Source organism: Pseudoflavonifractor sp. (assembly GCF_050943825.1).
In the GTDB taxonomy this organism is placed as follows: domain Bacteria; phylum Bacillota; class Clostridia; order Oscillospirales; family Oscillospiraceae; genus Pseudoflavonifractor.
Window position 1 is genome coordinate 472,127 of sequence record NZ_JBMNPX010000001.1, and the last position, 22,896, is coordinate 495,022.

Annotated in this window: 23 protein-coding genes and 1 riboswitch; of the genes, 2 read left to right on the forward strand and 21 right to left on the reverse strand. The window is 63.0% G+C overall.

The window, feature by feature from the left end; translation table 11 throughout:
* Positions 1-88: 88 nt before the first annotated feature.
* A riboswitch (THF riboswitch) is annotated at positions 89-205 on the reverse strand.
* A gap of 94 nt (positions 206-299) precedes the next feature.
* The 11 genes from recO to ACOX7T_RS02200 form a co-directional block, all read right to left on the reverse strand.
* Positions 300-1,058: a DNA repair protein RecO gene (gene recO, locus ACOX7T_RS02150; protein WP_433439455.1), complete on the reverse strand. Its 759-nt coding sequence runs from the start codon at positions 1,056-1,058 to the stop codon at positions 300-302.
* A 273-nt stretch (positions 1,059-1,331) separates the two neighbouring features.
* Positions 1,332-2,225, reverse strand: coding sequence for a GTPase Era (gene era, locus ACOX7T_RS02155; protein WP_148318710.1), 894 nt, complete (start codon positions 2,223-2,225; stop codon positions 1,332-1,334).
* Positions 2,226-2,287: 62 nt separating this feature from the next.
* On the reverse strand, positions 2,288-2,542 hold the full coding sequence (locus ACOX7T_RS02160; RefSeq protein WP_433439457.1) for a hypothetical protein: 255 nt from the start codon (positions 2,540-2,542) through the stop codon (positions 2,288-2,290).
* A gap of 2 nt (positions 2,543-2,544) precedes the next feature.
* Complete coding sequence (gene ybeY, locus ACOX7T_RS02165) at positions 2,545-3,039, reverse strand: rRNA maturation RNase YbeY (RefSeq protein ID WP_006572869.1); 495 nt, start codon at positions 3,037-3,039, stop codon at positions 2,545-2,547.
* A complete protein-coding gene (locus ACOX7T_RS02170) occupies positions 3,036-3,527 on the reverse strand; it encodes a hypothetical protein (RefSeq protein WP_433439460.1) in 492 nt (163 codons plus the stop codon). Before ACOX7T_RS02170 ends, ybeY begins: the two co-directional genes overlap by 4 nt.
* A complete protein-coding gene (locus ACOX7T_RS02175; RefSeq protein ID WP_433439462.1) occupies positions 3,524-4,045 on the reverse strand; it encodes a hypothetical protein in 522 nt (173 codons plus the stop codon). Before ACOX7T_RS02175 ends, ACOX7T_RS02170 begins: the two co-directional genes overlap by 4 nt.
* Before the next feature lie 2 nt (positions 4,046-4,047).
* Entirely contained in the window at positions 4,048-5,016 is a 969-nt protein-coding gene (locus ACOX7T_RS02180; protein WP_433439581.1) for a PhoH family protein, read from the reverse strand.
* 42 nt (positions 5,017-5,058) lie between these two features.
* Positions 5,059-6,309, reverse strand: a complete 1,251-nt coding sequence (locus ACOX7T_RS02185; protein ID WP_433439464.1) for a sporulation protein YqfD — start codon at positions 6,307-6,309, stop codon at positions 5,059-5,061.
* An 18-nt stretch (positions 6,310-6,327) separates the two neighbouring features.
* Positions 6,328-6,609, reverse strand: coding sequence for a YabP/YqfC family sporulation protein (locus tag ACOX7T_RS02190; RefSeq protein WP_294549531.1), 282 nt, complete (start codon positions 6,607-6,609; stop codon positions 6,328-6,330).
* 121 nt (positions 6,610-6,730) lie between these two features.
* Positions 6,731-7,069, reverse strand: coding sequence for a hypothetical protein (locus ACOX7T_RS02195; RefSeq protein WP_294549528.1), 339 nt, complete (start codon positions 7,067-7,069; stop codon positions 6,731-6,733).
* A gap of 11 nt (positions 7,070-7,080) precedes the next feature.
* Positions 7,081-8,259 carry a CCA tRNA nucleotidyltransferase gene (locus ACOX7T_RS02200; RefSeq protein ID WP_433439467.1) on the reverse strand — a complete coding sequence of 393 codons (1,179 nt, stop codon included), beginning with the start codon at positions 8,257-8,259 and terminating at the stop codon, positions 7,081-7,083.
* A gap of 155 nt (positions 8,260-8,414) precedes the next feature.
* On the opposite strand from ACOX7T_RS02200, the gene murC reads away from it, so the two are divergent.
* A complete protein-coding gene (gene murC / locus ACOX7T_RS02205) occupies positions 8,415-9,791 on the forward strand; it encodes a UDP-N-acetylmuramate--L-alanine ligase (RefSeq protein WP_433439469.1) in 1,377 nt (458 codons plus the stop codon).
* A gap of 56 nt (positions 9,792-9,847) precedes the next feature.
* On the opposite strand, the gene ACOX7T_RS02210 is transcribed toward murC, so the two are convergent.
* The 5 genes from ACOX7T_RS02210 to ACOX7T_RS02230 form a co-directional block, all read right to left on the reverse strand.
* Positions 9,848-10,774, reverse strand: coding sequence for a LysR family transcriptional regulator (locus ACOX7T_RS02210; RefSeq protein WP_433439471.1), 927 nt, complete (start codon positions 10,772-10,774; stop codon positions 9,848-9,850).
* 139 nt (positions 10,775-10,913) lie between these two features.
* The gene (locus ACOX7T_RS02215) at positions 10,914-12,932 is read right to left on the reverse strand and encodes an FAD-dependent oxidoreductase (RefSeq protein WP_433439473.1); all 2,019 of its coding nucleotides are present in this window, start codon (positions 12,930-12,932) and stop codon (positions 10,914-10,916) included.
* 193 nt (positions 12,933-13,125) lie between these two features.
* Positions 13,126-14,565, reverse strand: a complete 1,440-nt coding sequence (locus ACOX7T_RS02220; RefSeq protein WP_433439475.1) for a hypothetical protein — start codon at positions 14,563-14,565, stop codon at positions 13,126-13,128.
* Positions 14,562-15,107, reverse strand: a complete 546-nt coding sequence (locus tag ACOX7T_RS02225; protein WP_433439477.1) for an RNA polymerase sigma factor — start codon at positions 15,105-15,107, stop codon at positions 14,562-14,564. The genes ACOX7T_RS02220 and ACOX7T_RS02225 overlap by 4 nt, the downstream gene beginning before the upstream one ends.
* A 65-nt stretch (positions 15,108-15,172) precedes the next feature.
* Positions 15,173-15,862 (reverse strand): Crp/Fnr family transcriptional regulator, encoded by a 690-nt coding sequence (locus ACOX7T_RS02230; protein WP_433439479.1) that lies wholly within the window; start codon positions 15,860-15,862, stop codon positions 15,173-15,175.
* A gap of 102 nt (positions 15,863-15,964) precedes the next feature.
* Between ACOX7T_RS02230 and ACOX7T_RS02235 the strand changes: the two genes are divergently transcribed.
* Complete coding sequence (locus ACOX7T_RS02235) at positions 15,965-16,675, forward strand: ATP-binding protein (protein WP_294549510.1); 711 nt, start codon at positions 15,965-15,967, stop codon at positions 16,673-16,675.
* 54 nt (positions 16,676-16,729) lie between these two features.
* Here ACOX7T_RS02235 and ACOX7T_RS02240 read toward each other — a convergent pair whose 3' ends face one another.
* From ACOX7T_RS02240 to truA, 5 genes are all read right to left on the reverse strand, one after another.
* On the reverse strand, positions 16,730-19,258 hold the full coding sequence (locus tag ACOX7T_RS02240; RefSeq protein ID WP_433439481.1) for an AAA family ATPase: 2,529 nt from the start codon (positions 19,256-19,258) through the stop codon (positions 16,730-16,732).
* A 147-nt stretch (positions 19,259-19,405) separates the two neighbouring features.
* Positions 19,406-19,939, reverse strand: coding sequence for a CDP-alcohol phosphatidyltransferase family protein (locus tag ACOX7T_RS02245; protein ID WP_433439483.1), 534 nt, complete (start codon positions 19,937-19,939; stop codon positions 19,406-19,408).
* 42 nt (positions 19,940-19,981) lie between these two features.
* A complete protein-coding gene (locus ACOX7T_RS02250) occupies positions 19,982-20,689 on the reverse strand; it encodes a CvpA family protein (RefSeq protein WP_433439485.1) in 708 nt (235 codons plus the stop codon).
* Between the two features lie 39 nt (positions 20,690-20,728).
* Complete coding sequence (locus tag ACOX7T_RS02255; RefSeq protein ID WP_433439487.1) at positions 20,729-21,925, reverse strand: DUF5711 family protein; 1,197 nt, start codon at positions 21,923-21,925, stop codon at positions 20,729-20,731.
* Between the two features lie 34 nt (positions 21,926-21,959).
* Positions 21,960-22,709, reverse strand: coding sequence for a tRNA pseudouridine(38-40) synthase TruA (truA, locus tag ACOX7T_RS02260; RefSeq protein ID WP_277215644.1), 750 nt, complete (start codon positions 22,707-22,709; stop codon positions 21,960-21,962).
* Positions 22,710-22,896: the final 187 nt, after the last annotated feature.

Consider the following 22,896-nt stretch of genomic DNA (forward strand, 5'->3'; position numbering starts at 1 on the left):
AAAACCTCCTTCTGTATTCGGCAGCCCGCAAAAAGCGGGAACGCCGCACAGAGGAGGACCGTGGTCTCCCACGGCGCGCCTGATATGCGGCAGCGGGATGCGGAGGGCGTACTGCAAGCCTGTGGCTTTTCGTCCGGCGGACAACTCCCCGTCCCGCCGGCACTGGACCTCTCGCGAGGTGCTGCACACGCGCTCCTACTCTGCCTGATAGAGGCCATTATAGCCCCGCCCCGTGAAAAAAGCAAGGAAAAATCCGCCGAACCCGGAAATGATATCTCCGGTACGGCGGATTTGGAATCTTATGGCTGAAGGGCGGAGAGCTGCTTGTAGAAGTCCAGAGTGCCGAAGCCCCGCTCCAGCTGGGTGAGAAGAAAGGCCTCGCACACGTCGCTCATCTTTTTCTGGGAGGGTACATCCAGCTTAAATGAGAACAGCCGCTTGGGGTCGCCCATGACCACGTGGCGCATAGCGGCCAGGGCGGGGCCGTCCAGAGGCATGGACACCCCGTCCCCCACGCCGCCCCGGCAGCGGGCGCAGTGGAGCACGCCCTCCCGCAGGTGGAGCCGGGGCTCCTCGGGGTCGGGTACACCGCACACCGCGCAGGCATCCAGCATGGGCTCGTAGCCCACCAGGGACAGCAGCTTGAGCTCGTAGGCCGCCTTCACCAAGGGCAGGGGCTTGCTGAGCTTATCCAGGGCGTAGAGTGAGTTGAGAATGAGAGACAGAAGGGCCGGGTCCGGTCTTCCCTCCTCGGCCACCGTCTCCATCACCTCAGCGAAATAGGAGCCCAGAGCCAGCTTCTCCACGTCCTGCCGCACGCCCCAGAACTGCTCCAGGGAGTCCCCCTGGTCCATGGACCAGTAGTCCCGGTACTCAAACAGAGTCAGCTCCGAGTACACCAGCAGCTGGGACGCGGCAGCCAGTGGGCTGTTCTTCCGCCGGCAGGCACGGGCCTTCACCGTCAGCTTCCCCAGGTCCCGGGTGAGGACGGTGAGGATTTTATCCGATTCCTTGTAATTGACCTCCCGCAGGACAATCCCCTGGGTTGTCAGGTGCATATGCTTCACCACGCAGTATGTATGTTCTCTCTTTCGGACCGAACCGGCCCGGCGAACAGCGGGTTCACCGGGCCGGAACGTAACAGCAAGTTATGCGGTTTTGCTCTCCGCTGCCCGCTCCGCCTCTTCCCGCAGGTGGGCGTACAGGCTGTACGCCTCGGGCAGTCCGGTGGCAAGAAACAGCCGCCACATGGTCTCACAGTCCATATCCAAGCCCCCTCGTCCATAGCTTGGCCCGGAGCGTCTTGTTTATGAACGGTAAATTTTGCGGCGTTATTCGTCCCGATAACCGAAATTCTGAATCAGATTCAGGTTATCTCTCCAGTTCTCTTTTACCTTTACCCAGGTCTGGAGGAACACCTTGGTGCCCATAAAGCGCTCGATGTCCTGCCGGGCCAGGGTAGAGATCTTCTTGAGCATGGCGCCGCCCTTGCCGATGATGATGCCCTTGTGGGAGTCCTTCTCGCAGTAGATGGTGGCGTCCATCTCGATGACCTCGTCGTCCCGCTCGATGAACCGGGTGACCTCCACGGCGGTGCCGTGGGGAATCTCCTTGTCCAGGCACAGGAGCAGCTTCTCCCGGACAATCTCGGCGCACACCTGCCGCTCGGGCTGGTCGGTGACCATGTCCTCGGGGAAGAGCTGGGGACCCTCGGGCAGGAACTCGCCCAGCACCTTGAGCAGGTCCTCCAGGCCCTCGCTGTTCTTGGCGGAGATGGGCAGGATGGCGTCGAAGCTGTGCTTCTCGCCGTAGGCCTGCATGACGGCCAGCAGCTCGTCCTTCTTCACGGTGTCAATCTTATTGATGACCAGCACGGAGGGCACGCCCAGCGCCTTGATGCGCTCGATGAGCTCCTCCTCCGGTCCGCCCACATGAGGGATGGGTTCCACCAGCAGCATGACCGCGTCCACGTCGGCCACGCTGTCCCGCACCACCTTCACCATGTAGTCGCCCAGACGGGTCCGTGCCCGGTGGAGGCCCGGCGTGTCCATAAACACGAACTGGCACTCGTCCCGGTTGAGCACGGCGCAGATGCGGTTGCGGGTGGTCTGGGGCTTGTTGGTGACGATGGCGATCTTCTCGCCCACCAGGGCGTTGGTCAGGGTGGACTTGCCCACATTGGGCCGTCCCACAATGGCGATCATGCCGGATTTTTTGATTTCCATAGGTTATCCTCAACTTTCTTGAGCAATTTTATTCATATGCGGTCTTTTTCAGACCGTATATTTCACTGTTTGTCCTGCTTCTCCAGCAGGGCTCGAATAGCGGAGAGTTCCTTCTTCAGTTCGGAGATCTCCTCCTCCTGCTTTTCCCGCTCGGCCGCGGCCGCACCCACGATGATGCCCGGCAGGGCCATGAGGAGAAACAGCGACATCAGTTCGAGCAGGCCGCCTCCCGCACCCAGGCCGCTCAGCACCATGAGGATGGCATAAAAGAGGGCAATAGAGAACAAACCTCCGCCGACGATGTATCTGTACCGCATTGTTACCCCTCCTGCTCTCTGGTAATCCCCAGCTGCTCCAGGATAGCCTCCTCACGTGCCCGCATCTGGGCCTTCATGGGACCCTCGTCCATGTGGTCGTACCCCAGCAGGTGGAGCACCGAGTGGACGGCCAGATAGGCCACCTCACGGCGGGTGCCGTGGCCGTACTCCTCCCCCTGGGCCTGGGCCCGCTCCAGAGAGATGACCATGTCTCCCAGAGGCACCAGGCCGGTACCCGGGTCGGCGTCCTCCTCGGTGGGATGCTCTCCGGGCTGGAGGTCGAACATGGGGAAGGACAGCACGTCGGTGGGTCGGTCCACCTCCCGCTGCTCCAGGTTGATCTGGTGGATGCCCTCGTCGTCGGTGAAGAGCACGTCCACCTCCCAGGGCACCGCCACCCCCTCCGCCTCCAGGGCGGCGGGAATGACCTGCCGCAGCAGGTCGGCATAGGGCTCGGCGCCCTCCACCTCAGTCTCAATAATCAGTTCATGGTTCACGGAGCATCCTCCTTCTTTTTCTCCGGGCTGTCCACATGCTCCTCCAGCACCCAGGGCAGATACAGAGTAAAATCCAGGTCAAAGTGGGGCAGTGGAAATTCCGGCTCCACCGGAAAGGTCTCGTGGCCCAGTATCATGCTGCCCCACGGAAGCTCTACCAGAGGCCCCCACTCCTGCCCGTTGTCCTTTCCGGCTGGCTTGTCCAGAATGGTGCCCGCCACACGCCAGGACAGCTCGTAGAGCAGCCCTTTCTCCCGCCAATTCTCCTCGTGGTAGAGCTCGCACACATAGGTGGCCTTCTCCGGCGGGATGGACACGCTGTCCAGAATCGCCAGCAGCTCCTCCGGCAGCTTCCGTTCCCGGGCCAGAGCCACGAAATTACGGCAGTGGCCGCATTCACAGCCCCAGTCCTCCGCCTGAGCGTAATAATCCCGGGTGGCGGACTCGTCCACCTCTACTGTATAGCCAAACCATTCAAAGCGTGTCACTGCCCCCTCACCGCCTCTTCATAGGCCTGGGCGGCCTGAAAGAACACTACCACATAGTAGATGGCCGCTGCAAAGGTAAGCACCAGGCCGACCAAAGCCAGGCCGGGTACGAAGAAAATAAGTGCATAGGCCGCAATGATACCGACCAGCATGACCTTCCAGCCCGCCAGCAGTCCGGCGCTCCTCATGTCCCGGTTGTGGACGGCCTCCAGCTCCCGGACACCCTCCACAATACGGTAGGTGATGATCAGCTGAAGGCAGACCCCCACAGCGGTCAGCACAGCCTCCGCGAAGGGCACACTGATGGAGATAGCAAACAGCTGCTTCAGCCACATCAGGCCGTAAAAGACGGCGGCACCCACAGTCAGGCCCCTGATGTTCTGGAAAACCTGACTCTCGGGCACCTCGCCCAGGCCGGACCAGATCAGCAGATAGCCCACCCAGGCAGGGGCAACACACAGCCGCCCCAGATTGATGTCAACGAACAGAAACAGCAATCCCCAGAACATCTTCTTCATAGTCAGCGCCCCTCCTTCTCCTTGGCACGCTTGGCATTGCGGCGGTTTTCGTCCTCCTCGTAGGCCTTGATGATCCGCTGGACAATGACGTGGCGCACCACGTCGGCCTGGCCCAGGCGGCAGATGGCGATATCCTCCACGCCGTTGAGTACCCGCATGGCCTCCTTCAGGCCGGAAATCTTGTCGCTGGGCAGGTCAATCTGGGTCACGTCGCCGGTGATGACAATCTTGGATCCAAAGCCCATGCGGGTCAGGAACATCTTCATCTGCTCCCGAGAGGTGTTCTGTGCCTCGTCCAGAATGATGAAGCTGTCGTCCAGGGTGCGGCCGCGCATGTAGGCCAGAGGGGCCACCTCGATGTTGCCCCGCTCCAGATACTTCTGATAGGTCTCAGGCCCCAGCATCTCAAAGAGCGCGTCGTACAGGGGCCGCAGATAAGGGTCCACCTTGCTCTGCAGGTCGCCGGGCAGGAAGCCCAGCCGCTCGCCGGCCTCCACCGCCGGGCGGGTGAGGATGATGCGGTTGACCTGCTTGTCCCGGAAGGCGGCCACCGCCGCGGCCACCGCCAGATAGGTCTTACCGGTACCCGCAGGGCCGATGCCCAGGGTGACCAGGTTCTTCTTGATGGCCTCCACGTACTTCTTCTGTCCGATGGTCTTGGCCTTGATGGGCTTGCCCTTGGCGGTGACGCACAGCACGTCCCTGGCCAGGTCCCCGATCCGGTCCTCATTGCCCGACCGGATCAGGGAGATGATATAGCGCACGTTCTGCTCGTTGATGGTCTCGCCCCGGGCGGAGAGGGACATGAGCCCCTCAATGGCCTTGACGCCGTACATCACGTTTTCCGCCTCACCGGACACCTTCAGCTCTCCGTCCCGGCTCACCACCGTGACGCCCAGCTCCCGCTCGATGATGCGGATATTCTCATCGAAGGAGCCGAAGATATTGACGGCCTCCTCCATTCGCTCCATGCTTATCGTCTGTTCAATCAAACTTCTACGCTCCTCGCTGCTTCAGCCGGAAGAGCCTTGTTCCTCCGCCGGCTGGGTTTCATTTTCCTGCTGTCCCTCGTAGGGCACAAATCGTCCAATCTCCTCCCGGCACTCGGCCTGGAGCCGGACGATGAGCATGCCGCTCTGTTCCCGGGCGGCAAAATCCATGGAGACCACCTCTCCCGTCTCTCCCAGAGCAGCCAGAAGGTCCTCCTCCAGCTGCGCCCGGAGCAGCTTCTCCGCCGCAGCGGCGTCCATCTGGGCGGTGGCGGTCTCGTAAGCCCGGACCGTCTCTCTGGTCAGGGACAGGGGCATCTCCTGTCCGCCTGGCAGATGGGCGGTCCATACGTCGCTTATTTTATCATACCTCTCATAGGAAATTCCACTGTTTCCATAAAAATTGACCCGCCACCCCAGCAGGCTCAGGGACCAGAAGGATTCCTCCTCCCCGGTGTAGACCTTAACCTGGGCCGTCAGGGGGATTTCCGCCTCCAGGGTGCGCCAGGTGCGGGCGTATACCCGGCCCTGGGCACGCACCTGACGCCACCCCAGGTCGATGCCGCTGTACTCCGCCCCCTCCATGTGGATATTGCCGGTGATGAGCACCTGTCCCTCCACCACCGTGTCCCCTTCCTCCACAGCGGGCTCGCCGCCCAGCACCTCCACCTGGGTCACAATGCCGGGTACCGTGGCCACCACATCCCCCAGTTCGGTCTCGTCCACCACCTCCGGCGGCTCGATGCGCTCCCGCACCAGCACCTCGGCCACGGTGCCCTTCAGGTTTATGGCGCACCAGGACAGATCGTCCAGCTGCAGCAGCAGCTTCTGGGCCGTGGCCGCCGGGTCGATGCCCGGTCCATACACCCCGGGGCGCACCCCCAGGCGGCGCAACTCGGTGAGAATCTCCGCCGTGGTGACAGCCTCGTTGCCCGACACCTCCACATTGAGCACAAACTGGGACAAGACGCACACAGCCGCCAGGGAAAAAACCAATCCTGTCAGCAGGGCGTACCGTTTGCGGAACCGGGCCAGGAAAAAGGGGACGCCGCCGGTCCTCTGCCGCTGGACCTGACAGGAGGCCCGCTCCCCCAGGGCCTGGGCCCGTCTGGCGTCACGCCGGGGGACGGTAATGGCCACCCGGCCTGTCTCCAGCCACTCCACGGCCCAGAAGGCCACGCCGTTCTGGGCGCACAGGTTGAGAAACCGCTCGGGAAAGGCCCCCTCCGCCTCCAGGCGCACGCTGCCCCGGAGAAAATTGATCACCTTCTGCATGCTCCACCTCCAGCGGCCCTATGTCAGGTCCACCCCTTCAATCTCCCCTGTAATCAGCAGCTCACTGGCGTTCATGGCCTTCAGCTCCAGCCCCTTGCCCCGGATTTTCAGAATCAGCTTGCCGCCTGAGACGTGAATCTCCTCCGTGCCGTAGGAGAGAATCCCCTTGTGGTTCTCCATTCGCAGCTCCCGGCTGCCCGTCAGCTCCACACGGGGCAGCCCGGCCACCACGTCCCCGGGCAGGTCCAGGACCTGGGCTGTACGCTCCAACAACCCCTCCCGCTTCTGCCGCTTCTCCACCGCACCCACCTCCTCGTCCTGTTATCCATATGACGCAGCGCCGCCCTGCTTGCCTGTCCCACGCAAAAAAGGGACGGCCCCCAAGCGGGACCGTCCCCTTTATTCTCTTTCCCTGCCGGAATCAGCACCGGTTAAGCTCTGTCCCATAGTGCTCAGAGCTAAAGCCATTGTCAAGAAAAACAGAGAAAAACGGTGTTACTTTGTCACAGACCTCCGTATCAGCAGGCTTGGGCAGGCTCAACAGAAAAGCGGAAAACGCCGCCGTTACCTCTCCGGTAATCACTGTCCCATAAGGCCAGGATGTCTCTTTTCGGGTTCCGTATGCCAGCGCGGCGGCAATCTCCCCCGTCTCTTCCGCCCAGCAGTGGATTTCAAACCTGGACGCCTGATTTAGCTCCTTCGCCATGATCGCCCGCCATCGCTCCACAGTGAGTCGGACGTCACCCATTTCTTCCTCCACTGCACTCCCCCCTAACACTCTGCTTTCAGCAATCCTCTCAGCCGCTCCGGCCGGTTGTCCTCCGGGTGGTCCAGCACATGATCCAGCAGACGGCGCTGGGCCGCGCCGATGTCCGCGCCGTGGTAGCCCATGGCCGCCAGCTCCGCGCCGGAGAGGGCCAGCTCCCGGACCGTCAGGCAGCTCCCCTCCGCTAAAGTCTCCGCAAGCTCCTGGAGATAGGTGCCGCCCACCATGGCGGCTCCGATGGCGGCAGCTGCCGTGCAGGCGTCCTCACCGTGCTCCGCCAGAGCATGGCGCCATCCCACGGTACCCCGGGGCATGGTTTTGACCAGCTCCGCGCCGGCGGCACAGGCCCGGACGGTGCGTCCGTCCAGCCGCAGGGCCTTGAGGAACTCCTCCGCGCTGCGGATACTCCCTTCATCCAGCAGCAGGGCACACAGGGCCGCCCACCGCTCCAGCGGTCCGGCGGGCACCCGGTGGAGGGTGGTCAGGTCCGGCAGGGCATTCTCTCCCACAAAGGCGGCCAGCAGCCCCCAGGCAAACAGCCCCTCCCCCCGCTCCGGCCACTGGGAAAGCAGGGTCTTTTCCAGCTCGGTGCGCACTCGCTCGGCGGACAGGCGTCCGGCCAGTCCGGCGTTCTTTCTCAGGGCCTCCGCTGTGGCGCTCTCAATGGCAAAGCCCAGCTGGGCGGAGAACCGCGCCGCCCGCAGCATCCGCAGGGCGTCCTCCCGGAAGCGGCGTTCCGGCTCCCCCACGCAGCGAACAAGCCGGGCTTTCAAGTCCTTCTGGCCGCCGAAGGGGTCAATCACCGCTCCGTCCGGCCCCAGGGCCATGGCGTTGATGGTGAAGTCCCGGCGGGACAGGTCCCCCTCCAGATCGCCGCCAAAGGTCACCGCGTCCGGGTGCCGTCCGTCGGCATAGCCGCTCTCCGCACGGAAGGTGGTGACCTCCACCCTGCCGTCCCCGGTCAGCACGGTCACGGTGCCATGCTTGATTCCGGTAGGCACCGTATGTTCAAAAAGGTCCATGACCTCCTCCGGCCGGGCGGAGGTGGTCACATCCCAATCTCCTGGGGTACGCCCCAGCAGCAGGTCCCGGACGCAGCCCCCCACCGGGTAGGCCTCCCATCCCGCCGACTGCAGCCGGGCGCACAGCGCCGCCACACCACTGGGAATTTCTCTTATCTCCACGCCGCTCACCTTCTCTCCGGTATGTTTTTCACTGTTGCCGTCTATAATGGTGACATATGGAATTGGCCTTGCCATTTTCCTTCGTTCATATTATAATATTTTTTCTGGAAGAGGCCAAGTATCATTTCATATTTTCAAAAAAGGGAGTGCTCCCTGTGTCTGATTTAAATATTCACGATTATTTCGTCCACGGCTGCCACGCTCACCTGGTGGGCATCGGCGGCGTGTCCATGGCCCCCCTGGCCGAGGTGCTCCACGGCATGGGCATGGTCATCACCGGCTCCGACATGCATGAGAGCGCCACAGTGGAGCATCTCCGCTCCCTGGGCATCGACATTGCCATCGGCCACCGGGCCGAGAACCTGAAGGGCGCCAAGCTGGTCATCCGCACCGCCGCCGCCCACGATGACAACCCCGAGATCTCCGGCGCTCACGCCCGGGGCATCCCGGTGTTTGAGCGTGCCCAGGCCTGGGGCGCCATCATGCGGGGCTACAAGAACGCCCTGTGCATCTCGGGCACCCACGGCAAGACCACCACCACCTCCATGTGCACCCACATTGCCATGGCCGCCCAGGCCGACCCCACGGTGATGATCGGCGGCACCCTGCCTCTGCTGGGCGCCGGCCACCGGGTGGGCCGGGGCGACACCATCATCCTGGAGAGCTGCGAGTACTGCAACTCCTTCCTCTCCTTCTTCCCCACCGTGGCGGTGATTCTGGACATTGAGGCCGACCACCTGGACTTCTTCAAGGACCTGGAAGACGTGGAGAAGTCCTTCCGCACCTTTGCCGACCTGGTGCCCGAGGACGGCGTCATCGTGGCCAACCGGGACGACGAGAACACCATGCACACCTTGGAGGGCGAGACCCGTCCCATGGTCACCTTCGGCCTGGAGGAGGGCGACGTCCACGCCGCCAACCTGACCTGGAGCCGGGGCCTGCCCACCTTTGACGTCATCTGGAAGGGCCAGCCCTTTGCCCACGTGTCCCTCCGGGTGCCCGGGGAACACAACGTGAAAAACGCTCTGGCCGCCGCCGCGTCCGCCATTGTGCTGGGCATGCCCGCCAAGGCCGTGGAAGAGGGTCTGTCCGCCTTCCGGGGCGCTGCACGCCGCTTTGAGCACAAGGGCAGCTACCACGGCGCCGAAGTCTATGACGACTACGCCCACCATCCCGGTGAGCTGAAGGCCCTGCTCTCCGCCGTCAGCGGTCTGGGCTACGGCCGGATTATCTGTGCCTTCCAGCCCCACACCTACTCCCGCACCAAGGCCCTGTTTGACGACTTCGTCCAGGTCCTCCGGGAGCCTGATGTGACCCTGCTGGCGGAGATTTTCGCCGCCCGCGAGGACAACACCATCGGCATCTCCTCCCGGGACCTGGCAGCCCAGATTCCCGGCTCCCGGTACTTCGCCACTCTGCCCGAGCTGACCGACGCGCTGGCGGAGCTGGCCCGGCCCGGTGACCTGATTCTCACCGTGGGCGCCGGCGATATCTACACCGCCGGTGAAGCCCTGGTCCAGCGTCAGGACTGACCTTGAGACAATGAACACGCCCCTGTCCGTACGGACAGGGGCGTGTTTTGTTTCCATTATGCGTGGAGCTGACCCTCGCCATCCTTCTCCACCAGTGCGGCGGCATACTGGCGGGCTTGCCGGATCATCTCCTTCTCCACGTGGCTCAGATGCCGGTTTTTGTCGTAGACAATCTGCACCCAGGAGCGGAGGGGCTCGTCCACCCAGTTGAGCCGCACCAGCCCGGAGGCCCCCGGGATATGGGGCAGGGTGGAGTGCGGGATGAGGGCAATCCGGTCACTCTGGGTGACGCTGTTGATCACCGCCGAGACGCTGCCCAGAAACAGCTCGGAGGCGGGGGCAATGCCCCGCTGCCGCATCCGGTCCCGGAAGGCCATGGTGAAGCAGCAGTCGTCATAGGTAAAGGCGAATTTCTGGTCCTGCAGGTCCTGATAGCAGACCTGTTCCCGCTCCGCCAGAGGGTTCCCCGGCGTGGTCACCAGCCAGACCGGCTCGTTGTACAGGGACACCCGCTCAAACACGTCGTCCTCCATCTGCTCCATCTCGTAGATGTAGCCCATGTCCACCTCACGCCCCCGGAGCCATGCGGGCACCCGGGCACAGCAGATCATCTGCACATTGACGGACACCTTGGGGTACTGGTTGGAGAAATCCAGCAGGAAGGGCGACAGGCTGAAGCCTACGATGGGCTCTCCCCCGGCAATGCGCACGCCGCCGGTGAGGCAGGCCGGGTCAGCCACCTTCTCCATGGCCTCCCAGTAGGTCTCCAGCAGCTTTTGGGCGTAAGCGTAGAACCGCTCCCCCTCCCGGGTGAGACGGATGCGGTTGTCCCGGTGCTCCACCAGCTTGGTGCCCAGCTCCTCCTCCAGGCAGCGGATGTGCTTTGCCAGGGTGGACGGGGCGTAGTTGAGCCGGTCGGCCGCCTTGATGTAGTTGCTTGTCTCCGCCAGGGTGATAAAGGTCAGGATTTGTTTTGTATCCATGGGGTTTCCCTCACGATTCTCCTGTATTCGCCCGGTTTCATTTTCATTATATCAGACGCCCGGGCACTGAGGCAAGCCGCAGTATAAAAAACCGCAGGGAACGCGGTCTGACGCGCCCCCTGCGGTGTGGGAACTGCGATTACTTGCTGATGGTCTCGCCGGCCAGCTTGCCGAAGACCACGGTGTCCACCACGGCGTTGCCGCCCAGACGGTTGCCGCCGTGGATGCCGCCGGTGACCTCACCGGCCGCCACCAGACCGGGGATGATGCTGCCGTCCTCGGCCAGGACGTGGCCCTCGGTGTCGATGGTCACGCCGCCCATGGTGTGGTGCACGCAGGCAGTACGGGCGGTGGCCACCCAGGGACCGTTCTCCAGCTTGCAGTTGAACAGGGTGCGGCCGAACTCCTCGTCAACACCGGCGTCCACGTCGGCGTTAAAGGTGTCCACGGTGGCCTGGAGGGTGGCGGGGTCCATGCCCAGCTTGGTGGCCAGTTCCTCCAGAGTCTCGCCCACCACGATGTAGCCGTTCTCCTCCAGGTAGTCGAAGGAGAAGCCGTCGCCGGAGACGGCCTTGTCCAGCTCCACGAAATCGCCGTCGCCGGACTCCAGGATGTAGTACATGCTGTCGGTCTGGTTCAGCACGGCCAGGCAGATCTCGTCGCGGCGGCCGTCCTCACGGACAAAGCGCTCGCCCTCGGCGTTGATGAAGATGACCTGGTCGGTGCCGCTCAGGCAGCGGGGAGGATACTTGGTCATGGTGCCGTCCTTGGTGGTGCCCAGGTAGAGCAGCTGGACCTGCTCCATGTCGGTGAGGGAGGCGCCCACCTCAACGGCCATGGTGATGCCGTCGCCCTGAGAGCAGCTGAAGCGGTTGGTGGTCATGACCTTGGACAGGTCGTCCCACTTGCCGGAGGTGTTGTACTGCTGGACCATCTCGCCGTTGGCGGAGAAGCCACCGGTGGCCAGCACCACGCCCTTGGCGGCGTCGATGGTGCACTCGTTGCCGTATTTGTCCTCGGCCTTCACGCCCACAATGGCGCCGCTCTCATCCTGGATGAGGCTCTTGCCGCTGACGGAGGTCATGATGGTCACGTTGTCCAGGCTGTCAATCTCCTTGATGTAGGTGGAGATCATTCCGGTGCCCATGTTCATGACGGAGGAGTGGGTGCGCTGCCACAGGGAGCCGGCGCCCTGACCGATGACGTCGGTGTACTCCATGCCCAGGCTGCGGATCCAGTCGTAGCCGGCCTCGGCGTTGTAGGTCAGGACCTTCACCAGGTCCAGATTGCCCACCTTGTCGCCGTTGATCCAGGTCTGGAGGGCGAACCACTCGGCGCTGTCGAACAGGTCGGTGCGGCCGGAGGCCTTGTACTCATCCCACTGGGCCTTGACCTCGGCCTGCAGGGCGGCGTGCTCGTCGCTGACAGGCTCCTCGGCCAGAGCAGCCTCAATGGTGGACTTGACGGAGTCGCTCATCTCCACCTTGCTCTGGAGCTCGGGATCGGGGTTGTTGTAGATGCCGCCGCAGACCAGAGTGTCGCCGCCCACCAGGCCGTTCTTCTCCAGCACGATGACAGAGGAACCGTTCTGAGCGGCGGAGATGGCGGCAGCCAGACCGGCGCCGCCGCCGCCCACAACCACCACATCGGCGGAAGCGTCAGCGGCCAGGGCCTCGGGCGCGGTCTCGCTCTGCCAGTCGTCCAGGTTGGCGCCGGCCTGCTCCAGGCAGTCCTTGACGCCGTTGATGACGGCATAGCTGGTGATGGTGGCGCCGGCCACGGTGTCCACCTTCACGCTCTGCTGGGCCACGATCTCAGCGGGAATCTTGGTGATGGGGGCCTCGCCGGCGGTCAGGAGCACGTTGCCGTCGCTGTCCAGGAGGGGAGCGCCGATACCGGTGGTCTCCTGGTGCTCGGTAACCTCAACGGACTCGATGGCGCTGTCGGTGACAGTGACCTCCACGGTGACCTGGCCGTTCATGCCGGGTGCACTGGCGGTGTAGGTGCCGGCGGTCAGGGCGCCGGTACCCTCGGTGCCCACGGGAGCGCTCTCAGTGGGCTGAACGGAGGGGGATTCGCTGGGCTGCGCGGTGTTGGTGCAGGCCGCCAGGCTGATACACAGCGCGCCGGCCAGCAGCAGGGACAGCTTTCTTTTCATGTCTTCTTCTCTCCTCTTTTACTGAAATCCGGGTTCCCGCCCGGTCTCGTTAAAATTATAACATCGTCCTCTCCTCCTGTGCCGCCGAAAAAGTGTTACCTGCTCTCACCTTTTTCGTTTTCGCGCTCCGCATACGGGAAATGCAAAAGAGACGGCGGAAATTCTCCGCCGTCTCTTCTCTTTTGGTGCTGCTTTACTTGTCGGTCTCGCCGGGCAGCTGGGTGAGCCAGCCGGTGGGGACGGCGGCGCCATCCTGGATGGCGTACATCCGGTAGCCCAGGGAGAAGCCGGTGACCTGCGCCGGGTCAATGGGCGCGGGGAAATACCAGGTGACGGCGTAGTGCCGCTCCCCATACGGGTCCGCCGAACCGTCAACCCTGTAATAGGTGACGCCGTCGATGACGACTTTCTCCATGGCGGTGTCGTCCCGGTCGGTGATGCTGCCCCAGCCCTCGATGTCAATCCGGGTGCCGTCGGCCAGGTAGACGCTGACCGGATAGTTGGCGGGGGTGCCGCCCTTGCTGGTCAGCTCCAGACGGAGGCTGATGGCGGTCAGGTCCACCCCCGTCATGGACATGCCGCTGAGGGTCTCGGACATGGTAGCCGACCGCTGGGGCAGATTTTCAGGGAAGAAGGTCAGTTCCCAGCTGCCCTCAATGTCCTCCTCGGTGTAGAGCCTGATGTCCATGTCCCCCAGCTCCAGATGGGGGACGCTCTCCCTGGTAAACACATTGCTGTCAGGGAAGCTGATGTCCAGATATCGCCCGTCCTCCCAGGCAATCTGGTTGATTCTGTAACTGGGCATCTCCCGATCGTCAAACTCCATGAAAGGGGTGGGGTCTGCGGTGCACTGCACCCCTTCCGCAATCTCGTACAGGATATGGAACACGCCGTTTTCATCAAAGCCGGAGGAGGAAATCCAGATGAGGTCGGTGCCCTCCAGCTTCACCGGGTTCTGGCCGGGCAGCAGGCCCCTGACCTCGGTGCCCGAGTTCACCATCTTCTTGGTCAGCTCCTCGTCGGTGAACAGGCGGCTGCTGCGGGTAGCGGTGCTCAGGGCCTCCTCTGGGAAGGGGATGCCCGTCAGCTCCCGGAACCCGGGCTGGAAGCTGGCAAAGGTCAGGGTCAGGCTGCCGTCCTTGTTGAAGTCCCGGTTGGTCATCATGGGCATCTCCAGCAGGGCGGTGCGGGTCTCAGGGTCGTAGCTGATGCAGCTGCTGCCCAGCCTGCCGTTGTAGGCCAGGTTCTCGCTGAGACGGTCGCCGGTCAGGTCGGTGACCGACACATAGGCCTTGGTGCCGCTCTCGTCGCTGAGCGCCGCCACCACGCTGACCTTCAGCCCCTGGTCGGTGACGGACACACCGTCCACGGTCTGAACATAGGGGGCGAAGATGCCCAGGTGCTCCATCAGAGCGTCCCAGTTGGTGCCCACTGCCAGGGCGGTTCCGGTGAGGGCGATAATTGCGGCGGCCATCACGGCGGCAATGCGGATTTTCTGTCTCATATAGATGCTCCTCTCCGAGGGGTCGGCATTGAGGGCGGTGTTCACCCTGCGCCGAATATCAGCGGGGTTGATTTCCGGGCATGGGCCGTTCAGCTCCATGTCCTTCCAGAGCCGTTCCATGCTGCTCACAGTCCTTCCCCTCCTTTCGTCAGAATCTCCCGGAGCTTCTTCCTGCCCCGGGACAGGCGGATGCGGGCCGCGCCGGGGCTCAGGCCCAGCCCCCGTACCGCCTTGCTGAGCTTCTCGCCGTAGTAGTAGTGGCGGAGGAAGAGGGTCCGGTCGGGCTCCCCCAGGCCGTCCACCGCCTGCCAGAGCCGCTCCGCCTGGTCCCTGGCGGCGGCGGTCTCCTCCGGCCCCTCAACCGGGGACGGTCCGTCGTCCTCCGGCAGCGGTACGGTGGGCTTTGTTCTGCGGAGGCAGTCGGTGGCCCGGTTGCGGGCCACCGCACCCAGCCATGGACGCAGGTCCTGCTTGGGGTCCAGCTCGTGGGCGTGGGACCACAGACTGAGAAACACGTCGGAGACCACCTCCTCCGTGTCCTCCCGGGTGGCGGCGGCGCCCAGGGTGCGCCAAACAATGGTGCTGACATAGGGGGTATATCGGTTGATGGCCTGCTCCAACGCCGTGCGGCTGCCCTTCTGCAGGCGGCGCACCAGCTTTTCATCCTCCATGCCGCCACTCCTCTCTTCCTAAAACCGGTTTCGCCCTGATATACGGACGGACGGAGCAAAAGGTTTCACATATGGGGAGAAATTTTTTCTCCCTGCCCCAGTAGCCGGAAGCGGTTTTTCTCCGCCTCCAGAATCCCCTCCCGCCGCAGGGCGGACAGCTCCCGGGACAGGGCGCTCCGGTCCACGCAGAGGTAGTCCGCCAGAGCCTGCCGGTCAAAGGGGATGGCAAAGGAGTCGCTTTCAGCCAGAGCCGCCTGGGCATTGAGGTAGGAGAGCAGCTTCTCCCGGATGGTCCGCTGGGACACGTGCTCCAGCTTGGCAGATAGGAGGATGTTCTTCCCCGCCAGCACGGAGAGCAGGTTGGTGACCAGACGACTGTGGAAGGTACAGGAGGAAGGGCAGGTGCCCACCACCCGGGCGATGTCCAGCAGCAATACGCCGCTGTCCTCCACCGCCCACACCGACACCGGCAGGGCGGCTGTCCCGGCGCAGGCGTGGGCCTCGCCGAAGATACCCGCCGGAGGTACTGAGGAGAGCACGGTTCTGCGTCCCTCCCGGTCCTCCCGGCACACCTGGAGCCGCCCGGACAGCACCACGCCCAGCCGGCGGGCAGGCTCTCCGGCCCGGAGCACCGCCTCTCCCCTGCTGAATTTCCGCTCCACCGCCCCCAGACAGTCCAGCATAGTCTCCATATCCTGCTCTGAAATCCCGGTGAAGAGAGGCGACCTCTGGAGCACCGGCAGAAATTTCCCCATGTTTTTTCCTCCCATGTTTTTTCCTCCCATGTTGCAACTGCAACATAAAATTTGATACCAGTATAGTATGCTTTCCTTACAAATACAAGGAGGGTTTTCCCTATGATTCGGAAGATTATCAAGATTGACGCGGACAAGTGCAACGGCTGCGGCGCCTGCGCGGCGGCCTGCCACGAGGGAGCCATCGGCATGGTGGACGGCAAGGCCAGGCTGCTCCGCGAGGACTACTGCGACGGCCTGGGGGACTGCCTCCCCGCCTGCCCCACCGGAGCCATCACCTTTGAGGAACGGGAGGCCCCCGCCTATGACCACGCCGCCGTCATGGCCGCCAAGGCGGCCAAGGAGAATGCTGCCGCTCCCCTGCCCTGCGGCTGTCCAGGCAGCATGAGCCGTGCTATTCACCGTCAGGAGCGCCCCGCTGCCGCCGGTGAGATTCCCAGCGAGCTGCGGCAGTGGCCGGTGCAGATTAAGCTGGTCAACCCCATGTCCCCCTGGCTCAGCGGCGCCGATGTGCTCATCGCAGCCGACTGCACCGCCTACGCCTACGGCGCCTTCCACCGGGACTTTATCCGGGGCCGTGTGGTGCTGGTGGGCTGCCCCAAGCTGGACGAGGGGGACTACACCGACAAGCTCACCGAGATTTTCCGCCGCAACAACGTGCGCAGCGTCACGGTTGCCCGGATGGAGGTGCCCTGCTGCGGCGGCATCCAGCGGGCCGCTGAGCTGGCCGTGGCCAACTCCGGTAAGCACATTCCCCTCACCATCACCGTCATCTCCGCCGAGGGCGAGATTCTCCGCACCATCCAGCAATAAGGACATAAAAAGGGCCCTGTCTCAGTTTTGTGAGACGGGGCCCTTTTATGCTGCTTATTCGCCGGTAATCTGCACGGTCTCTCCGTCGGAGGAGGCATGCAGGGTACGGACGGGGTTGAGATAGCTCTCGATGATGCGGGTGGCGATGGGGTCCTCCAGGTCCTTCTGAATCTGGCGGCGCAGGTTGCGGGCGCCATAGGTCAGGGAGTAGGACTTCTTCACCAGGTAGTCCAGCAGGCTGTCGTCGTAGGTGAAGGTGATACCCTTCTCGGCCAGGGTGCCCTTCAGCTCGCCCAGCATGATGCCGGCGATGGCCTTGAAGTTCTCCTCGCTGAGACGGTTGAAGTAGACAATCTCGTCCACCCGGTTGATGAACTCAGGCCGCAGGAAGCTCTCCAGGGCCTTCATGGCCCGCTCACGGCCCTGCTCGGCGGCGGTGCGGCCGAAGCCCACGCTGCCGGAGCCCTTGGCCTCGCTGCCCGCGTTGGAGGTCATGACGATGACCGTGTTCTCAAAGTTCACGTTCCGGCCCTGGGCGTCGGTGATGTGGCCGTCGTCCAGAATCTGGAGCAGGATGTTGAGCACGTCGGGGTGGGCCTTCTCAATCTCGTCGAAGAGGATGACGCAGTAGGGCTTGCGGCGGACCTTCTCGGTGAGCTGGCCGGCCTCATCGTAGCCCACGTAGCCCGGGGGAGAACCGATGATGCGGCTCACCGCGAACTTCTCCATGAACTCGGACATATCCAGCCGGATGAGGGACTCGGGGGAGTGGAACATGTCCATGGCCAGCCGCTTGACCAGCTCGGTCTTGCCCACGCCGGTGGAGCCCACGAAGATAAAGGACACGGGCTTGCGCTTGGAGGCGATGCCCACGCGGCCGCGGCGGACAGCGGCGGCCACAGCCTTCACCGCGTCGTCCTGGCCGATGATGTGCTCCTTGAGGCGGTTCTCCAGCTGGGCCAAGCGCTCATACTCGGCCTCCTGAATCTGGCTGGCGGGAATCTTGGTCCACAGCTCGATGACCCGGGCCAGGTGGCCCACGGTCAGGGGCGGAGCGCTCTGGGCCTCCAGCTTGTCCAGCTCCTGCTGGAGCTGGAGCTCCCGGCTCTTGATGACGGCCAGACGCTGGTAGTCCTCGTCGCCGGTGGAGGCGTTGAGGCTGTTCCGGTCCTGAATCAGCTTCTGCAGCTCACGCTGGAGGCGGGCCTGCTCCCGCTCGTTGTCCTTCATGCCGGCCTCCTGGCCGCCGGCGGCGGACAGGGCGCTGTACTGGTCGGTGAGCTTGTTCAGCTCCCGGCGGATCTCCGCCTGGCGGTTCTCGTTGGCCTTCAGGTCGCTCTGGCGCTTGAAATCCCGGCTGTTGGCCTCGGCCACCAGGGCCTCCCGCTCCTTGGAGATGGCCTCCAGCTCCTTCTTCAGCTGGGCCTCCCGGGCCAGACTGGCGTTGTGGAGGTTCACGTCGGAGCATGCCTCGTCGATGAGGTCGATGGCCTTGTCGGGCAGGTAGCGGTCGGTGATGTACCGCTCACTCATGGTGACGGCCAGCCGGGCCATCTCGGGGGAGATGGAGACGAAGTGGTACTTCTCATAGTAGGACTTGATGCCCATGATGATCCGCACCGCGTCCTCAATGGAGGGCTCCTCCACAATGACGGGCTGGAACCGGCGCTCCAGGGCGGAGTCCTTCTCGATGTACTTGCGGTACTCGGTGAGGGTGGTGGCGCCGATGACCTGGATTTCACCACGGGACAGGGCGGGCTTGAGGATGTTGGCGGCGTTCATGCTGCCCTCGGCATCGCCTGCGCCCACGATGTTGTGGACCTCGTCGATGACCAGGATGATGTTGCCCAGCTTCTTGACCTCGTCAATCAGGCCCTTCATCCGGCTCTCGAACTGGCCGCGGAACTGGGTACCCGCCACCAGGGCGGTCAGGTCCAGCAGGTAGACCTCCTTGTCCTGGAGCTTGTAGGGCACGTTGCCCGAGTAAATCCGTTGGGCCAGGCCCTCGGCGATGGCGGTCTTGCCCACGCCGGGCTCGCCGATGAGGCAGGGGTTGTTCTTCTGGCGGCGGTTGAGAATCTGGATGGTGCGCTCAATCTCCTGGTCCCGGCCCACGATGTTGTCCAGCTTGCCCTCGGCAGCCTTCTGGGTCAGGGAGATGCAGTAGTTCTCCAAAAACTTCCGCTTGGGGGCCCGCTCCTTGCCGCTCTTCTCCTCACGGGGGCGGGATTCCTCCTTGGGCTGGCTGTCGCCGCCCTGAGCGCCGCCGAAGAGCTTGTTGAGGAAGGGGAAGGTGGCCGTGCGGCCCTCGTCGTCCTCGTCGCTGTCCGGATCATCCCCCTGAGGCACCAGACCTTCCATACCCTCGGCGCCGCCGAAGGCGGAGAGCATCTCGTTGGTCAGACCATCCAGGTCCTCGTCGGTGATGCCCATCTTCTTCATCATGTCCTCAACGGGCTTGATGCCCAGCTCCCGGGCGCACTTGAGGCACAGCCCCTCGCTCTTGGTCTCGCCGCCCTCAATCTTCTGGATAAAGATAACAGCCACATTCTTATGACATCTGGAACAGAGTGTAGGTTGCATATTGTTCAGCTCCTTTAAGGGGGATGTTTTCTCCCCTTGGGGCCCTACTGTGCCCCGGAGAAAAAATTCTAGTGCGAAATTGTGAACTGGGTATGAATTTCTGGTAATTTACTCGGTTTTTTATTTTCCAGCCGCAACGGGTATTGCTTACTTCTTCTTGCCCAGCACGCTCATGTACAGCCACAGGTAGTAGAGGAAGGCCAGAATGGTCAGGGCCAGGGCGAAGGAGATCATGCCCGTGGCCCAGGCCCGGGGAATCTGGGGAAAGAGCACCAGAGCGGCGCACACCACAAAGAACACGAAGGTGGAGATTTTACCCAGCCAGTTGGAGGGGATGACATCATCAATCTTGTGGAGCATGGACAGGGCGCCCAGGCCCATGGCCGCCTCCTTGCAGAAGAAGATGATCACTGCCCAGATGGGGATGATGCCCGCCGCCGTGATGCAGACGATAACGGTAAAGGTCATCAGCTTGTCCGCCAGCGGGTCCAGAATCCGCCCCAAGCGGGTAATCTGGTTGAAGTGGCGGGCGATGTATCCGTCGGCGATGTCGGTGACAAAGGCCAGGGCGTACACACCCACCGCCCAGTACCGCGCCGTGGAGATGGGCTGGAAGAACACCACTGCAAAGACAGGCACCATGGCCAGCCGGAGCAGGGAGAGAAAATTGGGCACATTCATCGTTAACACCTTCATTTGTGTGGAATGGCGGGGAATGCTCCATTACAGCCCCTGGAGCAGGGTCATGGGATTGGTGGTCATGAAGAACTTAAGCAGGTGGGTCTGCTGGACGGTCTCCTCCGGGATGAGCTTGCCGGAGTACTGGATGAGCCAGGCCACCAGGAAGAGAATCAGCACGCCCTTGACCAGGCCCATGGCCGCGCCGCCGGTTTTGTTGAGGAAATTCAGACCGGGCAGCTTTGCCACCAGGTCCACCGCATGGGAGAACACCTTCCACGCAATCAGAATCAGTGCAAAGGCCACGGTGAAAATCACCGTATAGGCCACAGACTGGGCGATGGCGGCGGCCACAGCCGCTGCCGCGTTGGCAGCCACGGCGGTCATACCGTCCTGGACCGCCTGGTCGATGGTGTTCACCAGGTCCTCATAGAGTCCCATGTCCCGGAGTACGGACAGCACGTCCTGCAGGGGGTAGTCCTCCCCCTCCTCCAGACCTGCGGCGGCATCTCCCGCCGGGTCGGACTGCTGGAACTGCTCCTCCAGCTTCTCCTCAATCACCTGGGCGAATTTTGGCTCCAGGGCGGCGCCCACCTTGGGTGCCAGCAGGCTGGCCAGGAAGCTGGCGCCCACAAAGGCCACCACAACGGCCAGCAGGCCGCACAGGGAGAGTACAAAGCCCCTGGACGCACCGCGCCAGGCGAAGAGGGCCAGAATTGCCAGAATTGCGATATCAAATACCAGATAAGCCATGGGAACCTCCGTATGGAATCACTGAAAAGGGTTTCTTACTCAGCCCGGGATGTAGAGCCGGGCAGTTTTCGCACCGATGAGCATGGCGGTACCGTCGGCCCGCATGAGCACCTTCTGTGCGTTCTGGGTGCCGGACAGGCTGTCATAGAGCCGGAGATCCGAGGTATAGATGTCCAGCCGGTCGGCGGTGAGTACGGCGATATACCGCCCCGCCGCGGACAGCGAGAGCACCTGCTCGCCAATGTCCAGCGTGCCCGTCACCTCTCCCGCCTCGTCAGTCACCAGCAGCTGGGCCTGAGTACCGGCCCGGTATTTGCCCAGCAGCAGCGCCGCGTACCCGTCCCCCTCCAGAGAGAACTCCTTCAGGTATTGCTCCGAGTAGCTGTACGCTCCCTTCCGCTCCCCCAGGTTCTTCTCCGCCAGAGAGACGGCGAACACCCCTGTATCCCCCAGGGCCCACATGGTCCCGTCCTGCTCCCGCAGGTCCAGAATCACGCTGCCGTCCAGGGTGCACGAGGCATCCGGCTCAGTCTCCTCCTCAGTCCGATCCAGCCGGTAGAAGTCCAGGCTGCTGGCAAAGGACGCGCCGCTCTGGCTCACGGTGACTGTCGCCAGGTACTTCCCGTCCTCGGTCACCACTGCGTCCATCACAAAGCCGCTGGACCGGTTCAGCTGAAGCACCGGCTGCTGCTGGGGGTTGTACACAGTCACCGAGCCTTTGTAGCTGGCCGCCTGGGTGACCACCGCCAGCCAGCCGTTCTCATTGACTCGGGCGGAGAGAATTGTCTTGCCGTTGTCCGCGCCCAGGGAGAACACCTTCTCCTTATCCCGGAAGAGATAGAGGCTCTTACCGCCGGCGTCATAGGCCAGGGACCACTCCCCTGCTGCCATGGCCACCGGCTGCTCCATCACAATCTGCTCGTTTGCATACTGGGTGCCGCTGCCGGAAAAGAGCCGCACACCGGTGGTGGAACACACCAGCAGGTTCTCCCCCGCCGAGACAAAAATGTCCCGGGTGCTGCCCTCATGGGCAAAGGACTCGGCCTGTCCGCTGTCGTTGCGTTCCAGACTGCGGTAGGCAAAGTACCGCCGGATGACGTCAAAATTCAGCCGGTCCCGGTAGACCACCAGGGTCACCGCGCCGAAAATCAGCGCCAATGTCACCAGAAAGGCCAGCAGACGGACCAGAATATTCGGTTTTTTCTTGCCGTTGGGCACTTCCTGTCTGTCGTTCATGTGTATGCACCAAATTCCTTAAAAATTCTGCCCGTCAGAGTACGTCCTCCTCATACCACAGCTTGGTCATATACAGGCCGCCCGGAGGCGCGGTGGGCCCCGCCGCCGTGCGGCAGCGGCCCTCCAGAATGTCGCTCACCGCCTCGGGCGGGAACTTGCCCTCTGCGGCGTACACGCAGGTACCCACCATGGCACGCACCATGTTGTAGAGGAAGCCGTTGGCGCACACCCGGCACTCAATCATATCACCCGAGCGGGTCATATTGAAGTAGTGCACAGTGCGCACCGTGGACTGGACCTCCGTGCCCACCGACTGGACGGCGGCGAAGTCGTGGGTGCCCACAAACCGGTCGGCCGCCGCCTGCATGATCTTCTCGTCCAGGTGCTTGGGGTAGAACCAGGCCCGGTTAACGAAAAAGGCGTTGCGGATGCGGGAGTTGTAGATGCGGTAGGTGTACTCCTTTTTGATACAGGAGCCGATGGCGTTGAAGCCGTCGTGGACCTCGGTGGCCTTGACCACCACAATGTCCTCCGGCAGGCGGGTGTTCACCGCCAGGGGCAGCCGGTCGCAGGGGATGGTGGAGGTGGTGCGGAAATTGGCGATATAGTTCTCCGCGTGGACGCCTGCATCGGTGCGGCCAGCGCCGGTACACTTCACCGGATGGCCCACCACCGAGGCGATGGCCTTCTCCAGGGTCTCCTCCACGGTGACGGCGTTCTTCTGAATCTGCCATCCGTGGTAGGCCGTTCCCACATACATCAGTTTTAGTGCTATATTCCGCATAACGGCCTCCCACGCCTTTCCTCTCTGCTTCTACTTCACTTCCCCTCCGCCGGCATAGCCGTCGGAGCCTACGCTACAAACGTGCCACCGGCACGTTTGCTATACGCTGCGGTGCCATCCGTGATAAGCGGTGCCCACGTACATCAATTTTAACGCGATATTTCTCATAAAATCATAGAGCTTTCAT

Excerpts from the sequence above, each read along its gene's own strand:
- recO (WP_433439455.1), bottom strand. The coding sequence starts at position 1,058 with ATGCACCTGACAACCCAGGGGATTGTCCTGCGGGAGGTCAATTACAAG.
- era (WP_148318710.1), bottom strand. The coding sequence starts at position 2,225 with ATGGAAATCAAAAAATCCGGCATGATCGCCATTGTGGGACGGCCCAAT.
- ACOX7T_RS02160 (WP_433439457.1), bottom strand. The coding sequence starts at position 2,542 with ATGCGGTACAGATACATCGTCGGCGGAGGTTTGTTCTCTATTGCCCTC.
- ACOX7T_RS02175 (WP_433439462.1), bottom strand. The coding sequence starts at position 4,045 with ATGAAGAAGATGTTCTGGGGATTGCTGTTTCTGTTCGTTGACATCAAT.
- ACOX7T_RS02180 (WP_433439581.1), bottom strand. The coding sequence starts at position 5,016 with ATGGAGCGAATGGAGGAGGCCGTCAATATCTTCGGCTCCTTCGATGAG.
- ACOX7T_RS02185 (WP_433439464.1), bottom strand. The coding sequence starts at position 6,309 with ATGCAGAAGGTGATCAATTTTCTCCGGGGCAGCGTGCGCCTGGAGGCG.
- ACOX7T_RS02210 (WP_433439471.1), bottom strand. The coding sequence starts at position 10,774 with ATGGATACAAAACAAATCCTGACCTTTATCACCCTGGCGGAGACAAGC.
- ACOX7T_RS02215 (WP_433439473.1), bottom strand. The coding sequence starts at position 12,932 with ATGAAAAGAAAGCTGTCCCTGCTGCTGGCCGGCGCGCTGTGTATCAGC.
- ACOX7T_RS02225 (WP_433439477.1), bottom strand. The coding sequence starts at position 15,107 with ATGGAGGATGAAAAGCTGGTGCGCCGCCTGCAGAAGGGCAGCCGCACG.
- ACOX7T_RS02230 (WP_433439479.1), bottom strand. The coding sequence starts at position 15,862 with ATGGGGAAATTTCTGCCGGTGCTCCAGAGGTCGCCTCTCTTCACCGGG.
- ACOX7T_RS02235 (WP_294549510.1), top strand. The coding sequence starts at position 15,965 with ATGATTCGGAAGATTATCAAGATTGACGCGGACAAGTGCAACGGCTGC.
- ACOX7T_RS02240 (WP_433439481.1), bottom strand. The coding sequence starts at position 19,258 with ATGCAACCTACACTCTGTTCCAGATGTCATAAGAATGTGGCTGTTATC.
- ACOX7T_RS02245 (WP_433439483.1), bottom strand. The coding sequence starts at position 19,939 with ATGAATGTGCCCAATTTTCTCTCCCTGCTCCGGCTGGCCATGGTGCCT.
- ACOX7T_RS02250 (WP_433439485.1), bottom strand. The coding sequence starts at position 20,689 with ATGGCTTATCTGGTATTTGATATCGCAATTCTGGCAATTCTGGCCCTC.
- ACOX7T_RS02255 (WP_433439487.1), bottom strand. The coding sequence starts at position 21,925 with ATGAACGACAGACAGGAAGTGCCCAACGGCAAGAAAAAACCGAATATT.
- truA (WP_277215644.1), bottom strand. The coding sequence starts at position 22,709 with ATGCGGAATATAGCACTAAAACTGATGTATGTGGGAACGGCCTACCAC.